The sequence below is a fragment of the Streptomyces sp. NBC_01478 genome, from assembly GCF_036227225.1.
GTDB lineage: Bacteria > Actinomycetota > Actinomycetes > Streptomycetales > Streptomycetaceae > Streptomyces.
On record NZ_CP109444.1, the window covers coordinates 11,429,709 to 11,444,418 of the forward strand.

General features: G+C 69.0%; 13 protein-coding genes and 2 pseudogenes. 7 read left to right on the forward strand and 8 right to left on the reverse strand.

Features of this window, described 5'->3' with window-relative positions; genetic code table 11:
• Nucleotide 1: 1 nt before the first annotated feature.
• The gene (locus OG223_RS50810; protein WP_329264449.1) at nt 2-772 is read right to left on the reverse strand and encodes an alpha/beta hydrolase; all 771 of its coding nucleotides are present in this window, start codon (nt 770-772) and stop codon (nt 2-4) included.
• Between the two features lie 465 nt (nt 773-1,237).
• Here OG223_RS50810 and OG223_RS50815 point away from each other — a divergent pair, with 465 nt between their 5' ends.
• Nucleotides 1,238-2,338, forward strand: a complete 1,101-nt coding sequence (locus OG223_RS50815; protein ID WP_329264451.1) for an LLM class flavin-dependent oxidoreductase — start codon at nt 1,238-1,240, stop codon at nt 2,336-2,338.
• Nucleotides 2,335-3,713 (forward strand): annotated as a pseudogene (locus tag OG223_RS50820) (NtaA/DmoA family FMN-dependent monooxygenase). The gene OG223_RS50815 and the pseudogene OG223_RS50820 overlap by 4 nt, the downstream one beginning before the upstream one ends.
• A gap of 27 nt (nt 3,714-3,740) precedes the next feature.
• Here OG223_RS50820 and OG223_RS50825 read toward each other — a convergent pair.
• Together OG223_RS50825 and OG223_RS50830 are read right to left on the reverse strand one after the other, a co-directional pair.
• A complete protein-coding gene (locus OG223_RS50825) occupies nt 3,741-4,721 on the reverse strand; it encodes an ArsR/SmtB family transcription factor (RefSeq protein ID WP_329264453.1) in 981 nt (326 codons plus the stop codon).
• A 123-nt stretch (nt 4,722-4,844) separates the two neighbouring features.
• The gene (locus OG223_RS50830; protein ID WP_329264455.1) at nt 4,845-5,672 is read right to left on the reverse strand and encodes a DUF1684 domain-containing protein; all 828 of its coding nucleotides are present in this window, start codon (nt 5,670-5,672) and stop codon (nt 4,845-4,847) included.
• Between the two features lie 271 nt (nt 5,673-5,943).
• On the opposite strand from OG223_RS50830, the gene OG223_RS50835 reads away from it, so the two are divergent.
• Both OG223_RS50835 and OG223_RS50840 read left to right on the forward strand, forming a co-directional pair.
• Nucleotides 5,944-6,183: a DUF397 domain-containing protein gene (locus tag OG223_RS50835; protein WP_329264456.1), complete on the forward strand. Its 240-nt coding sequence runs from the start codon at nt 5,944-5,946 to the stop codon at nt 6,181-6,183.
• An 84-nt stretch (nt 6,184-6,267) separates the two neighbouring features.
• Nucleotides 6,268-7,239, forward strand: coding sequence for a helix-turn-helix domain-containing protein (locus tag OG223_RS50840; RefSeq protein ID WP_329264457.1), 972 nt, complete (start codon nt 6,268-6,270; stop codon nt 7,237-7,239).
• A gap of 65 nt (nt 7,240-7,304) precedes the next feature.
• Here OG223_RS50840 and OG223_RS50845 read toward each other — a convergent pair.
• A pseudogene (locus tag OG223_RS50845) lies at nt 7,305-8,073 on the reverse strand (transposase).
• 111 nt (nt 8,074-8,184) lie between these two features.
• Between OG223_RS50845 and OG223_RS50850 the strand changes: the two are divergent.
• Complete coding sequence (locus tag OG223_RS50850) at nt 8,185-9,357, forward strand: IS4 family transposase (protein WP_329264458.1); 1,173 nt, start codon at nt 8,185-8,187, stop codon at nt 9,355-9,357.
• A 224-nt stretch (nt 9,358-9,581) separates the two neighbouring features.
• Here the strand turns inward: OG223_RS50850 and arr are convergent, their stop codons facing one another.
• From arr to OG223_RS50870, 4 genes are all read right to left on the reverse strand, one after another.
• Nucleotides 9,582-9,992 carry an NAD(+)--rifampin ADP-ribosyltransferase gene (arr, locus tag OG223_RS50855; protein WP_329264460.1) on the reverse strand — a complete coding sequence of 137 codons (411 nt, stop codon included), beginning with the start codon at nt 9,990-9,992 and terminating at the stop codon, nt 9,582-9,584.
• Between the two features lie 140 nt (nt 9,993-10,132).
• Nucleotides 10,133-10,936, reverse strand: coding sequence for an SAM-dependent methyltransferase (locus OG223_RS50860; RefSeq protein ID WP_329264461.1), 804 nt, complete (start codon nt 10,934-10,936; stop codon nt 10,133-10,135).
• Nucleotides 10,937-11,102: 166 nt separating this feature from the next.
• Entirely contained in the window at nt 11,103-11,594 is a 492-nt protein-coding gene (locus OG223_RS50865; RefSeq protein WP_329264463.1) for a sigma factor-like helix-turn-helix DNA-binding protein, read from the reverse strand.
• A 370-nt stretch (nt 11,595-11,964) separates the two neighbouring features.
• Nucleotides 11,965-12,764, reverse strand: a protein-coding gene (locus OG223_RS50870) for an IS5 family transposase (RefSeq protein ID WP_329265890.1) whose coding sequence is annotated in 2 segments (ribosomal slippage) — nt 11,965-12,426 and nt 12,429-12,764 — 798 coding nt in all. Because the reading frame shifts where the segments join, the coding sequence is not laid out codon by codon here.
• 253 nt (nt 12,765-13,017) lie between these two features.
• On the opposite strand from OG223_RS50870, the gene OG223_RS50875 reads away from it, so the two are divergent.
• Entirely contained in the window at nt 13,018-13,842 is an 825-nt protein-coding gene (locus OG223_RS50875; RefSeq protein ID WP_329264466.1) for a DUF427 domain-containing protein, read from the forward strand.
• Nucleotides 13,843-13,913: 71 nt separating this feature from the next.
• Nucleotides 13,914-14,708: a hypothetical protein gene (locus OG223_RS50880; protein WP_329264468.1), complete on the forward strand. Its 795-nt coding sequence runs from the start codon at nt 13,914-13,916 to the stop codon at nt 14,706-14,708.
• Nucleotides 14,709-14,710: the final 2 nt, after the last annotated feature.

Sequence of the window (14,710 nt, forward strand, 5' to 3'; positions counted from 1 at the left end):
GTCAGGCCGTTGGGCCGCCGACGGTCAGGTGCCGGGCGAAGAACCGGACCGCGCTGTCCGCCTCGAACCTGGGCAGCTCCTTGTGCGCGCCCGAGTTGACGTGCAACGACTTCTCCTTCGAGGCGAAGGCGTCGAACAACGCGAGACCGGACGGGCGCGGAATGTGTTCGTCGTCCCACTGGAGCGCGAACTCGATCGGAACGGTGATCCGCCGCGCAGACTCGGCGAGCGACTCGTCGTACCAGAAGAGGCCGAACACCGCGGCGGTGATGCGGGGTTCGGCCGCCGTCAACGGCACGCCGATCGCGGTGCCCATGTTCAGGCCGTAGTAGCCGACGGGTCCGTCGGCACCGATCTCCGGCAGCTCCTGGAGGGCGTCCAGGGTCGCCAGCCACTCCGGTACGGCCCGCTCGGCGAGGTGGGCGTTGTACCGGACGACGATCTCGCCGACCGGTTCGCCCGCCGCCATCGCCTTCTGCATGGTGGCGATCTCCCGCTCGTCGTGCGCCGTGCGGGGGCGGCCGCCGTGGCCGGGCGCGTCGATGACGGCGACGTGGAAACCGCCGTGCGCCACGAGGAGTTGGGCGCGGCCCGTCATGGCGGGGGACTTCCTGTGGTTGCCGCCGCCGTGCCCCATCAGGACCAGGGGTGCGCGGTCGGCACCGGATACGGGCGACCAGAGGGCGCCGGTTACCTCACCCATGGTGAAGTCGTGCTGGACGACACCGTTCGACGTCGTCTCGGCGGTGAAGTGGAAGTGCGGTGAATTCATGGGGTGTTGCCTTTCGGGATCGCCTTGTCGTGCGGCGCTCCCGGCGACCTCTAGGTCGCTGGCCCAACCGTGGAGAAGAGGGGGAGCACCCACCTGGATACTGCGTTCATGGGTCTCACCTCCTCGCGCGATGTCACGGCCTACGGCAAGTTAGCAGCCCCCTTGCGAGTGCGGCCAACGCTTTATCGGCTGCGGGCCGCCGTACTGCCCTATGCGTGTGCATCTAATGTCTTGACATCTTCCGGGGCCGACGACGTAGGTTGAGGTGATCGCTCCCGGACGGGTGGAGGCCCCCATGCGCGCACACGACGCCGCACCTCACGGTGCCGGCCCGGGCGCGCGGCTGATCATCCGGCGGCATGTCGACTACTGCCGTACCGCTTCCGCGGTCTGTCCTTCCGTACGTCCCTGACCCGTGCCGGCCCCTCGGGCCGGCGTCTCCACGTGTTCTCGGAAGGAACCGCCATGTCCGGCCCCGCCCTGCGGCTCGCCCTCGAAATCGACGGTGACGGCGCCCATCCCGCGGCCTGGCGCCGCGCCGCCCACTCGCCCGACCACCTGCTGAGCCCGCGCCGGGTGGCCCGTGTCGCCGCCGACGCGGAGAACGCCGGGTTCACCCTGCTCACCCTGGACGACGGCGCACTCCCGCCCGGCGCCGGCCCCGACGCGGTCGGCCGGATCGGCGCGGTGGAGCGGGCCGCGTTCATCGCCGCGTCGACGAGTGTCGTCGGCATCGCCCCGGTCGTGCCCCTCACCTACGCCGAACCCTTCCATGTCTCAAGCCAGTTGGCGTCCCTGGACCACATCTCGGTCGGGCGCGCCGGGTGGGTGGTGAGCGAGGAGGCACGGCAGGAGGCGGCCTCCGTCTGGGGACGCCCCCTCGTCGACGGAGCGGCGGCGCGCGCCCGCGAGTCCCGTGACGGCGTCGAGGTCGTCCGGGACCTGTGGGACTCGTGGGAGGACGACGCGGTCATCCGCTCCGTCGCCACCAGCCGCTACCTCGACCGCGACCGGCTGCACTACATCGACTTCACCGGCGACACCTACACGGTGAAGGGCCCGGCGATCGTGCCGCGTCCGCCGCAGGGCCAACTCGTCGTGCTCGGCCGCCCCGACCGCGTGCCCGGCGACCTCCTCGACATCGCCCTCGTCGACGGCCGGGACCTCGCCGCCGTCACCGCGAGCGCGTCCGCCGCCGGAACACCCCGTACCTTCGCCGAGGTCGAGATCGCCCTCGACACCGCGGCCGCCACCGCCGAGGAACGCGTCGCCGACTTGGAGCGGCACGCGCCCTGGAGCGACCGCGGACGGCTGCGCCACATCGGCTCCGCCGCCGGACTCGCCGCGCTGCTGGGGGAGTTGAGGGACGTGGTGGACGGAGTGCGCCTGCACCCGCTGGTCCTGGACGAGGACCTGCCGGAACTCTCCCGGCTGGTCCTGCCCCACCTCTTCGAACGACGGCACGCCCTACGGCCCCTGCCCGCCGCGACCCTGCGCACACACCTGGGCCTCGACCGGCCCGCGAACCGGTACGCCGCCGCGGCCGCCCAGGAGGAAGCCCGATGACCCGCACCGACCCACTCGACGTCCCCCGTCCCGATGCCCAACTCCACTTCGGTGTCTTCTTCCAGGGCGTCAACCACTGGACCGTGTGGTCCGACCCGGCCAGCGGCTCCCAGATCGACCCCGCCAACTTCCGGCGCGTCGCCCAGACCGCCGAACGCGGCCTGTTCGACGCGTTCTTCCTGGGGGAGGGGCTGCGGCTGCGCGAGGTCGACGGCCGGATCCACGACCTCGACGTCGCCGGACGGCCCGACGCGATCACCCAACTCGCCGCGCTGGCCGCCGTGACCGACCGGGTCGGCCTGGTGAGCACCTCCAACACCACTTTCAACGAACCCGCCGACCTCGCCCGCCGCCTGTCCGGCCTCGACCTGCTCTCCGAAGGCCGCGCCGGCTGGAACGTGGTGACCACCGACAACGCCTGGACCGGCGCCAACTTCCGCCGTGGCGGCTACCTCGACCACGCCGACCGCTACCGGCGCGCCGAGGAGTTCCTCACCGTCGCCCGCGCGCTCTGGGACGGCTGGACGGACGGGGCCGTGTCCGACTCGGCCGGCGCCCCGGCCTGGGCGGCACCCGACGCCGTACGCCAAGTCCGCCACCAGGGACCGCAGTTCGACGTCGACCTCGCACCCACCCTGCCGCGCAGCGCCCAGGGCCACCCGGTGATCTTCCAGGCCGGGGACTCCGGCGAGGGCCGCGACTTCGCCGCCCGCAACGCCGACGTCATCTTCTCCGCGCACGGCAACGACTTCGACGACGCGCTCGCCTTCGCCGACGACCTGCGGGCCCGGCTGCGGGCCGTCGGCCGCCCCGAGGACGACCTGCGCATCCTCCCGGGCACCGAGATCATCATCGGCGCCACGGAGGAGGAGGCCCTGGAGAAGAAGCGCTGGATCCGCTTCCAACAGGTCACCCCGCAACCGCGTTGGGTATCGCCGGACTGCTGTGGGGCATCGACCTCTCCGGCCGCGACGCCGACGGACCGTTGCCCAAGGAGGACCCGGTCGTCGCCGAGAACGACGGTTCCTTCGGCGCGCGGCGGATCGCCGACCCCCGCCAAGTCGTCGCCGAATGGCGGGAGAAGGCCGACGCCAACCGATGGTCGCTGCGCGAGACCGTCATCGCGCTCGGCCCCCAGCGCGGCCATGTCGGCACCCCGGCGGCCCTGGCGGACAAGTTCGCCCACTTCGTCCGGCACGGCGCGGTCGACGGCTTCAACGTCACGCCGTACCTGATCCCCGACGGCCTGGACGACATCGTCGACCTGCTCGTCCCCGCACTCCAAGAACGCGGCGTCTACCGCACCGACTACACCGGTACGACGCTCCGTGAACACCTGGGCCTGCGCGAACCCCTCGCCCGCCGAGCTCCGTAGACCAACTCGGTACTTCCTCCCGCACGGTCACCGCTCGTCAAGGAGGCGCAGGCCCAGGGGAGTTGCCGAGTGCCGTACGAACTGGCCCTCCCGGCGACTGGCGACCAGGCCTCCCTCGCGCAGGATGCCGAGCTGGTAACTGGCGCTGGGCAGCGCGATGTCGGCCGCCGCGGCCACCTCGGACGTCGTCCGCGCGCCATGGCCGGCGAGATGCGCCAGGACGACCGTGCGGGTACGGCCCAGCAGCCGCTCCAGCCCGTCCTGGCTCGCGCGGACGATCTCCAGGGGATGCTTGGCGACCGGGTAGACCAAAACCGGCCCGAGCGTGGGGTCGGCCAGCGCGGTGGGTCTGCGCCAGCAGAAGTACGACGGGACGAGCAGCAGGCCGCGTCCTTCGAGGTGGAGTTCCCGGTCGACGGGATAGTCCACCTCGAGGACGGGAGCCTGCCAACGGGCGTGCGGGCGCAGCGTGTTGAGCAGCGCGGAGGTGCCGCCGTCGAGGAGCGCGCGGGACCGCAGTTCGACGTCGTTGCCGACGGCTGTCCGGACGCGCGGCCAGTACGGTTCGAGCAGCGTCCTGGCGGACAGTTCCATGGCCCGGGTGAACGTCACCAGGCCTTTGGAGCCAGGCCTGTCGAGGGTGGACACCCAGGGCGGCAGCGGCCGCGACTCGGCGAGCCGGGACAGCTCACGGGTCAGCCGGGTGCGGGAGGTGGCCCGCACCTCGTCGAGTCCGACGGCCAGATCGCCGCCCGGGGCCGACGGCGTGAGGAAGTCGGGGATGTAGCCCACCGAGGGAATCAGCGTCTGCAACGGCAACAGGGCGCGCCGGGCCCGCGGATCCGCCGCCAGCCCCTCGTGCACCGACCGGCGCCAGTGCCCGAACTCGAGCGCCCCCTGCCGCGTGTCCAACCGGCAGACACCGCACACGAGTTCCCAGAGAACGTGCGGCCGGCGGGCGACCCGGATGTGCTGCAGGTCCCGCGAGGTGAAGTGGATACGGAGCATGCGGCCTCTTTCCCGCTCGACATCGGTACGCAGTGTCGGTGAGGGGTACGGCCGCGCGAGAACCGGCGCGCCCCCAAAAGGGGGACGGCTGAGGGGCGTGCATGGTTGTCGAAGGGGGCCGTGTCAGGCCGCGCCTCCCCGCTCACGGGGTGTCTTCTGGCCGGCCTCGACGGCCACCGGCAGCCGGTTCTCCGCCGGCGGCAGCGGGCAGGTGGCCAGGTCGGTGTAGGCGCACGGCAGGTTCGTCGCGCGGTTGAAGTCCAGGACGACCGTGCCGTCGGCGGCCGGCGGGGTGAGGGCGAGGGCCCGGTTCGCGGCGTAGGTGGTCACCCCGGAGGTCGCGTCGGTGAAGAGCAGCAGCAGGCTGCCCGGCCCCCGTCCGGGGAACGCGGTCAGGGCCAGCGGGCGCCCGTCCAGTTCGAACTCCACCCGGCCCGGCGCGTCGTACACGTGCTCCAGCCCCTCGACCGCCGCGCCCACGGTCGTCGGACGCGGTGTGTCGAAGGCCGTGTAGCGGCCCTGGACCACCCAGCGGGGATCCGGCGCGTAGGCGGGCGTACCGGCGAAGTCGGTGCGCAGCGGCGCGTCAGGGTGCCGGGGCCGCACGATGTCGTTCCCGCCGCGCTTGGCGACCTCGATCACGGCATCGCCCCAGACCGCGTTCACCCCGCCCCGCTCGGGCAGCACGCCGAAGCGGTGCTCACCCCGCACCGGCGTTCCGTCCACGACGAGTTCCTCACCGTCGTCGAGGGTCACGGCGACCCCGTCCGCGTCGGTCCACCAGGCGCCCGGCGCGTCCGGGAACCGCTGCGGCCGCTCGTCGAGCCAGTGCAGCCCGGTGATCGCGAGGAACCCGTGCGGAGCGGCGAGCCGTTCCTCCTGCCCGCGATACCACTCCAGCCAGTCCTGGGTGAAGGCCTGGAGATCCGTCGTGGTCAGGTCAACGGTCATGGTCGTCGCTCCTTCGTGGTGCGGGCCCCGGCCTCGAAGCGGGGTCGTACTGGTGCCAACCCCGGTGGCCGGGCGAGGGATTCCGCTTCGTGTGTGACAGCTTCATGTCGGCCGGGGCACCTTCCACCCGTACGTGGGACGGCATTGTTCGATTTCAAGCCGCTAGCATTTCCTCCACGTCGAGCCATGAAATTGCATGACGGGATTTCATGGGGCTGTCATGTGTGCGAGCCGAAAAGCGGGCTTGTCGAACGGAGAGGGTTCTTCTCTGATGCAGAACTTCACGAACGGAATGGCGTCCGACCTCATCCCGGGAACATGGGTGAAGAGCCGCATGTCCGAGGCGAACGGCATGTGCGTCGAGCTGGCCGCACTGCCCCGGGGCGGTGTCGCCGTACGGAACTCGACCGACCCCGCCGGACCCGCGCTGATCTTTACCGCCGAGGAGCTGAACGCATTCCTCGACGGCGCGAAGAAGGGCGAGTTCGACACCCTCGGTCGTCCCAACTAGGCCTCGGAGTAGACAAGTTCGGGCAACTCCTCCGGCCCGGGCATGCCATCATGTGAAGGTGGCTGCCCGTTGTGAGGAGAAGGCGTGTCCCCGGATCCGATTCCGATCAATCGTCTGGCCCGGCATACGGCCGGGCCGGACACGACGAAGACAGCCGCCATCATCATGCTCGGCCTGGCCGTCAAGGAATTGCGCGATGCGGCCGGGCTCACACAGAAAGAGCTGGCGAAGGCCATCCTTGTTTCCAACTCGACGATCAGCCGCCTGGAAAACGCCGACTCCATGCCCGAAAAGCGCACGGTCGAAGCGGTCATGGCCTATCTGAAACTCGACGGACCGGCCCGGGACAAGCTGACGATGTTGTTCTCCCGCGCCCAGGAACCGGAATGGTTCCAGAACAGATTCGACGACTGCACCCCCGATTACCTGCGGCGGCTCCTCGGCCTCGAGTCCGTCGCCATCGGGCTCACCACGTACGACGTACGTCTCGTGTCGGGCCTGTTGCAGACTCCGGAGTACGCGAGCTGCATCCTCCGCACGGGCCTGCACCTCACGGAGTGGGACAGCCCCGAGATGGAGCTGCGGGTCGCCATGCGCCGGGAGCGTCAGGAGCGGGTGTTCGGCCAGGCCGAGCCGCCGCGCTGCGTGTTCCTCATGGACGAGTCCGTCCTGCTGCGGCGGGCCGGCTCGGACCAGGTGATGCGCGACCAGATGCGCCACCTGGCGGCGATGGCCCGACTCCCGCACATCACCGTCCGGTTCGTGCTCCTCGACCGGATGATCGCGGGCAACGAGGCCTCGATGGCCGGCGGCATGGCCCACCTCCAGTTCGGCCGCGGCGGCCTTCCCGACCTCGTCTACGTCGAGGGCTACCGCAAGGCCGACTACTACAACAAGCCCGCGCTGAGCGCCGAGGAGCGGGCGAAGCCCTGGCCGACGAAGGAGAACGACTTCGAGCGGCACCTCCAGCTCCTGCTGCGCATCCAGGGCGAGGCATGTGCCTCACCCATGGAGAGCCGACGCATGCTGGACGAGGCCGTCGAGCGGTATTCCTAAGAGTTGTCCCGTAAATGACCTTCGGCGTGGTGAGGGTGCGGACGGCCGCTGCGGGGACGCGTTGTCTATCCGGCGAGGTTTAGGTTGTGCAGGCGGGCGATGCCAAGCATGGCGTGGTGAACTCCATCTCCCTTGAGGCGGCAGTCCCGCAGGATCTTCCAGCACTTCATGCGGGCGAGGACGTGCTCAACGCGGGCTCTGACCTGCTTGTGGGAGGTGCTGTGTGCGACTTTCCAGTCGGGCAGTTCCTCACCCGTGCGGCGGCGGTGGGGCATGACCAGGCCGGTGTCCGGATAGCCGCCGTCCGCGATCGTCATCGTGTTGCCGACTGCGTCCTTGGCGCCAGATTCCGCCCATGCCTTGCAGTCATTGCGGTTGCCGGGCAGGGGCCGACCGACCACGACGACCAGGCGACTGTCGGCGTCGATGACGACCTGGTGGTCGGTGGAGTAGCGGTGGTTCTTGGACTGCTCGGCAATCGTATGGTCGCGGGCAGGGACCAGGGGTGCCATCCACTATGAGCACGGTGTCCTTGCGGAACCGCTGACGCGGTTGGAGCGCGAGCAGTGGCCCGAGCTGGGCGACAACGCGGTCCGCGGCGGACTTCGAGACGCCGAACAGCAGGCCAAGCTGACGCAGCGTCAAGTTCGTGCGCCAGTACGCCGCGACCAGCAGCACCCGGTCCTCCAGCGGCAGGCCACACGGCCGTCCGCGCCGTACTTCGTCAGCGCCCTCGCTGCGCAGTGCGGTTACCAACTTGCCGAAGTAACGCGGACTCAGCCCGGTGAACGGGGCTGTCCAGGACGGCTCGGGCGCCGTGATCACACCAGCCACAGCAAGATCCTCTCACTGTGACCAGTAGTTACGGAACACCCCTTAGTTGCAATGCCGTTGTTTTAGTTCCGGGCGTACGCTGCTGCGTAGTGCTTCCCGGGGGTGGTGCGGGTGTCTGCGGATGTCGGCGAGTTATCGGGGCTGGGGCTGCTGACCTGGGTGTATCGGCCTGGGTTGGTGGATCGTGTGGTGGCTGCCTGTGGTCGTGCGGAGCATCGTAGACGTCTGCTGCCAGCCCGGCTGGTGGTGTATTTCGTGCTCGCCCTTGCCCTGTTCTCGCCGGCTCCGTATCTGGAGGTGATGCGGCATCTGGTCGAGGGCCTGCGGAGCCAGGGGCTCTTGGGCGAGTGGCGCATCCCTGCGAAGTCGTCACTGTTTCGGGCCCGCCAGCGCCTGGGATCGGAGCCGTTGCGGGTGCTGTTTGCCACGACCGCGAAGCCGATGGGCACCGAGGCCACTCCGGGTTGCTTCTGGCGGGGGCTGCGGCTGCTGGCGGTGGACGGCACTTGCTGGGACGTGGCCGACAGTGCGGCGAATGAGGCCGCGTTCGGCCGTCCCGGAAACAGCCGCGGCCACGGCAAGTCCGGCTTTCCCCAAGTGCGGATGGCATGCCTGATCGAGGTGGGCACCCATCTCGTGCTGGATGCGGAGTTGGCCGGCTGTCGCACCGGCGAAGTGACCCTGGTCAGCCGCCTGCCACGCTCCTGTGGGCCCGGCGAACTGGTCCTTGCAGACAGGGAGTTCCTCGGCGTGCCCATGTGGAGAGCCTTCACCGACAGCGGTGCCGATCTGTTGTGGCGGGTGCCCGCCAACAGGATCCTGCCCGTGGAGCGGATGCTGCGGGACGGATCGTGGCTCTCGCGCATCCACGCCACCACCGACCGCGCGCACCGTGATCCGGTCACGGTGCGGGTGGTGGCCTACCAGCTGCACGGCACCGGCCGCAAAGACGAGGACTACCGGCTGGTGACCACGCTGCTCGATGCCCGTCGCTATCCCGCCCGCCAGCTGGCTGCGCTCTATCAGGAACGCTGGGAGGTGGAGGCTGTCTTCGCCGAGCTCAAGACCCATCAACGCGGAGCCCGCGTCGTGCTCACCAGCAAGACGCCCGACGGTGTCCTGCAGCAGATCTGGGCCCACCTGCTGGTCCATCACGCGCTGCGTGAGCTGATGGTGAGAACCGCGGCCACCCGCGGCCTGGACCCGGACCGGGTCTCCTTCACCGAAACCCTGCGCTCCGCCCGGCGCAGCGTGACCGTCACGCCGGGCAGTTTTTCCCCCTGAGCTGCTGGTCAGATCCCTTGTCCTGCTCCAACACGACCTGCTCGAACGCCTCCTGCCACGCAGACGCCTACGCAGTCAGCCCCGCGTCGTCAAACGCAAGATGTCCAACTACCTGCTCAAACGGGCCGGACACCACACGTGGCCCCAACCCACCCGCACCGGCGCCCGAGCAGTCCGCATCCAACGACCCCAACCCTCAACCACGTAAAGCAACGGCATTGCCCTTAGTTGATGATTTCGGCGCGGTCATCCAGACGGATTGCGGCCAGCCGGTCTCGCCACATCTGGAGAGCTTCGGGTGTCTGTCGCGTCCAGTCGGTGACCTCGGCAACGATCCGGAGGGGTTCCCTGCTGCGATAGGAGCGAGTGGGATTGCCAGGGAACTTCTTGTCGGTGACGTTTGGATCGTTCTCGAACTCCCCGGTCGGTTCGACGGCATACACTCGCGGGGCCCCGTCGCCGACGGCGAGTTCGGCAGCGAGTCCCGCGCCGTCGCGCAACGCAGTGAAGTAGATGTGGTTCATCACGATTTCGGGCCGGTAGTTGGAACGGAAACCGGCGGTGAGGTGATCTCCGACCCGCAGCTCGGCCTTTGTGCCGTGAAAGAACGGCCCCTCGTCCAACGCCTCGTCCATCGCCGCAGGCTATCAAACCAAGCTGTCGTGACGTCGAGCTATTCAGGACGGCCCGGACGCCGTGATCACACCAGCACAGCAAGATCATCTATCCCTGGTCAGCAGTTACGGGACAACTCTTAGCTGCTGAGCAGGGTGCGTCACCGGGGTGGCACTTTCCCCAGCCCGCCGAACTCGGTCCACTCGATGCTGCGTTGGCGCTGCTGGAGCTCGGAGTCGGGACGCCAGTCGGTCACGTCGACGAGTCCCGGATGCTCCACGACGATCCCCTCGAAGATCTCCGCCACGTCGGCCGCCTCCCGGACCCTGCCCCAATGGCCCCCGGTCTGGACCCGCATGAGTTCGGTGACGTCGTCGCGGACCTTGGGGTCGTCGCTCACGAGTTGGCACACGACGACGAAGCTGCCCGGGACGAGCTTGTCAACGACCCGCTCCACCAAGGCCTTTGGGCCGGCGCTGTCCGGCAGACAGTGCAGTACGGAGATGAACAGGGCGGCCGCCGGCTCGGTGAAGTCGATGAGCCGGGTGAAGTCAGGGTGTCCGAAGATGGTGTCGGTGTCCGTCATGTCGACCGACAGGATCGCGGTGTTGTCGTTCTCGTCGAGCAGGGACTGGCCCAGCGACAGGACCACGGGATCGTTGTCGATATAGACGACGTGGGAATCGGGGTCGACTTCCTGTGCGATCTGATGCACATTCCGCTGCGTCGGAAGACCCGAGCCGAAGTCGATGAACTGCCTGATCCCGTGCTCCTCGGCCAGCACCCGGACCACACGCTGGAGAAACCACCGGTTGTTCAGTGCGATCTCACGCGAGGTGGGTGCCACCTCGAGCAATAACTCGCAGGCATTCCGGTCCGCTTCGAAGTTGTTGCTGCCGCCCAGCAGCCAGTCGTACATCCGCGCCGCGCTGGGCAACGACAGATCGACATGATTGTGCTCCACCAACGGCCCGTCCCCTCGCCGAATCCGCCCCACCCGAAGTGGAGTTGCCCATCCTAGGAGCGCAGCGCTCGGCGGCACCAGCGCTGATTCGGGTGAAGCGTGGCGCGCGATGGCGAAAGGCCGGCGGATCGCAGTGACCGCGGGGAGACCGCGTGCGCCGGAGGGGTCACAGGTGCCTCAAGGGTGCTTCCGTGTCGCCGAGTTGAGGGAGGGCCCGACGCGCGGCGGTGAGCGCCGCCTCGACCGCGGACGGTTCGACGCCCATCAACTCGGCCGCCTCCGCGACGGGGAGTCCCAGCAGGCGGCACAACACCACGCTGTCCGCGGACGCGTGGGGGAGCCGTTGGTACAACTCGGCCAGAACCGGGTTCTGCGCGGCGACGCGCTCGCCCTGCCGCTCCACCTGAAGCCGGAGTTGTCCCCAGACCTCGGCCGCGGGGCAGGGCCCGCTCATGAGCCGCTGCCAGCCTTCGCGGGCGGACGCGAGCGTGGCTTCCACGGCGGCCGAGGAATGTGCGCCCGTGGACAGGCGAGCTCCGGCGTAAAGCGTGTAGCGGGGGCGGTTCCGTTCGGCGAATGCCGCGAACCCGAGGTCCGCGATCACCGGATCGACCGCCGATGACGTAAGACGGCCGGTGCGGAATCGGTTGGGTGGCACGGAGGAATGAGAGGCTCCTCGAAGGCGAGCTGTTGCGTTCCCGGGGATTTCGACCGAACGCTTTCCCGGGGCGGGCCCCTCAATCGGGCCCAAAAGGAAACTACCGCGCGGAACAGGATGGCTGAGCGGCTCCGGCCCTCCATGCAAAGTCATTTTTGCGCACTGAACATTGCGATCGGGCGAGGTCGAATTCCATTACGCTTCGATCATTTCCGGTCGGTCGCGGTGCTGATCGTGCACCCGGCCGCACTCCCTCGACCTCGTTGTCCTCCTGGACCGTGGCCTTGAAGCCGTCGTCCGTGAAGGTCGGCATGGCGCAGTCCGTGTGGTGCTGGGGACCTCGGTTCTCGTGTGTTCCTAAGAAGTCATCTCATTTGGTGAGTCTGCGGTAGCAGATGAGGGTGCAGGCGATGCTGGTGAAGGCCAGGAAGTGCTCGGCCTTGCGCTCGTAGCGGCGGTGCAATCGGCGGCATCCAGCGAGCCAGGACATCGTGCGTTCTATGGTCCAACGGTGGCGGCCCAGACGGGTCGAGGAGTCAATGCCTCTGCGGGCGATGCGGTGCCGGATCCCTCGGCTGGATAACCATCGCCGCAGGTGGTTGTAGTCATAGCCCTTGTCCGCGTGGAGTTTGCGGGGCCTGCGCCGCCGGGGTCCCCGGCGGGATCGGATCGGCGGTATGCCCTGCACCAAGGGGATCAGTGCCTGGCTGTCGTGCGTGTTGGCGCCCGAGATGCCGATGGACAGGGGCAGTCCGGTGCGCTCCGTGATCAAGTGGATCTTTGACCCGTACTTACCCCGGTCTACAGGATTCGGACCTGTCAGTTCCCCTTTTTCAGGGCCCGCATGTTCACCGAGTCGATCGCGCACCGCGACCAGTCCAACTCGCCACGGGAGCCGAGTTCGTCGAGCACCAGACGGTGGAGTCTGGCCCACACCCGGGCCTTCGACCACTCGGTGAAACGCCGGTGAGCCGTCGCGCCGGACGGCCCGAACGACGCGGTCGGCAACTGCTGCCACGTGCAGCCCGAGGTCGCCACGAAGACGATTGCGGCCAGCACTTCGCGGTCACCGTGCCGGCGTCGGCCCCCACCCTGGGGCCGCGAGGGCGCATCCGGCACCACCCGCTGGAACAGTTCCCACAACTCATCCGGCACCAGCCGCTCAACGATCCTCGCCACGACTGCCAGCTTACCCAACCAAATGAGATGACTTCTAAGGGTGCTCTGCGGGAGTCCGGGACGCCGCACGGCAACAGAACACGTCGAACACGTGCACACGACGCGAGGGCCAGAAGCCCGTCAGTGTCGTGGCGAAGGTCTGCACCCGACCAGTGAACCCTCCCGTGCCGGAAACTGGCAAGGAGCGGTCCGCCGCATCAGCCTCCCCGGGGCCGCCTACCCCCTACGGATCACGGAGCAAGGGATGAGCACCTTCCCCACCGCACGAGACGTCAGGACCACCCCCGAAGGACTCCTGTGGGAGCCGAGCCCACGCTGGGTACGCGGCCGCAAGGGCGACACCACCGTCGTGGACAGCAGGCACCCCGTCCTCGTATGGGAACCGGACGTACCCGTACCGACGTACGCCTTCCCGCACGACGAGGTCCGCGAGGACCTGCTCCGCCCGGCGAAGAACCCCCCGACCGGCACACACACCGGATCACGGATCTTCTACGACCTCGAGGTCACCGGCGAGTCGGTGGCGAACGCGGCCTGGACCTACCCGGCTAACGACCTGTCCGGGCACATCGCCTTCGAGTGGTTCCGGCGGGTCGGCCGGGGCCTGGACCACTGGTACGAGGAGGAGGAAGAGATCTTCATCCACCCCCGCGACCCGCACAAACGAGTCGATGCCATCCCCAGCAGCCGTCATGTCCGGGTCGAGATCGACGGCACGGTCGTCGCCGACACCAACCGCCCGGTCCTGCTCTTCGAGACCGGTCTGCCGACCCGGTACTACATCCCGCGCGAGGACGTCCGCCTGGACCTGTTCGAGGCGACCGACCACAGCACCGGGTGCCCCTACAAGGGCACCGCCGCGTACTGGTCGTGGCAGGGCGAGGCCGGCGTTCCCGGTGTTCCGCCGAACATCGTCTGGAGCTACCCGGAGCCGCTGCCCGCGGTCGGCGCCGTGAAGGATCTCCTCGCCTTCTACAACGAGGCGGTCGACATCGTCGTGGACGGCGAGACCCTGGAGCGCCCGGTCACGCCGTTCACCGAGACGCTGGCGGAGCAGTCGCCGACGTGACGGCACCGGTGAAGTCCGGACCCGTTGCTGCGAGTTGAGGTGAAACACCGCCGACAGGGCAGTCGACATTGATGGAGAGTCACACAAAGGACGAGAAGAAGCAGAAGCCGAAGCGAAAAGTGCTCGATCTGACCGCTGTGCAGGTGGTGGCGAGTGCGCTCGCCACCGTGGTGGGCGCGGTGCTGGCGTCTCTGCTGGGGGTGACCGGGACGATCATCGGCGCCGCCGTGGTCAGCACCAGCGCCACCACCGGCGCGGCGGTGTTCCAGCACGCTTTCCGGCGGACGGGCGAAGGGATCCGCAGAAGAGTGCCGTCGGTGGCGATGGCGCTGACGCCGAGTGAGGAGCGGGCCGTCCAACGCGCGGACGCCCGGGCGGCGTTCGCCGCACCGGACGACCCCTCGGCCGGTGCCGCGACACTGTCCGACGAGGAGTCGGTCACTGTCTATCGGGCCCGTCGTAGCGGCTCCTTCTGGAAGACCATCGGCTGGAAGAAGTTCGCCCTGGCGACCGGCCTGGTGTTCGCCCTGGCGATGGTCACGGTGACCGTGGGGGAAGTGATCATGGGCAAGCCGATAGCGGCGGCGGTCAGAAACGAATCCGGTACGGGAACCTCGCTGGGCGGCGGTTCGGCGGGAACGCACGCTCCCGCGAACAGCCCGACGCCCACGCCGCTCACGTCCAGCAGCGCGGGGTCGCACTCGGACGGCACCGCCTCACCGTCCGCGAGCACGGAGCCGGAGACCAGCTCAAGCTCCGTCGCCCGCCCGAGCCAGAGCGCAGCCTCCAGTCCCGCGGCCTCGGCGCCGGCCGTGCCGTCGGCGGGCGGCGACGCCGTGAACAGCCCCGACGCCACCGCCCGTTGAGC

Bases quoted from the DNA above. Each gene is read 5' to 3' on its own strand.
- OG223_RS50830 (WP_329264455.1), bottom strand. From the start codon at position 5,672: ATGACCGTTGACCTGACCACGACGGATCTCCAGGCCTTCACCCAGGAC.
- OG223_RS50815 (WP_329264451.1), top strand. From the start codon at position 1,238: ATGTCCGGCCCCGCCCTGCGGCTCGCCCTCGAAATCGACGGTGACGGC.
- OG223_RS50810 (WP_329264449.1), bottom strand. From the start codon at position 772: ATGAATTCACCGCACTTCCACTTCACCGCCGAGACGACGTCGAACGGT.
- arr (WP_329264460.1), bottom strand. From the start codon at position 9,992: ATGGACGAGGCGTTGGACGAGGGGCCGTTCTTTCACGGCACAAAGGCC.
- OG223_RS50825 (WP_329264453.1), bottom strand. From the start codon at position 4,721: ATGCTCCGTATCCACTTCACCTCGCGGGACCTGCAGCACATCCGGGTC.
- OG223_RS50880 (WP_329264468.1), top strand. From the start codon at position 13,914: ATGGAGAGTCACACAAAGGACGAGAAGAAGCAGAAGCCGAAGCGAAAA.
- OG223_RS50875 (WP_329264466.1), top strand. From the start codon at position 13,018: ATGAGCACCTTCCCCACCGCACGAGACGTCAGGACCACCCCCGAAGGA.
- OG223_RS50835 (WP_329264456.1), top strand. From the start codon at position 5,944: ATGCAGAACTTCACGAACGGAATGGCGTCCGACCTCATCCCGGGAACA.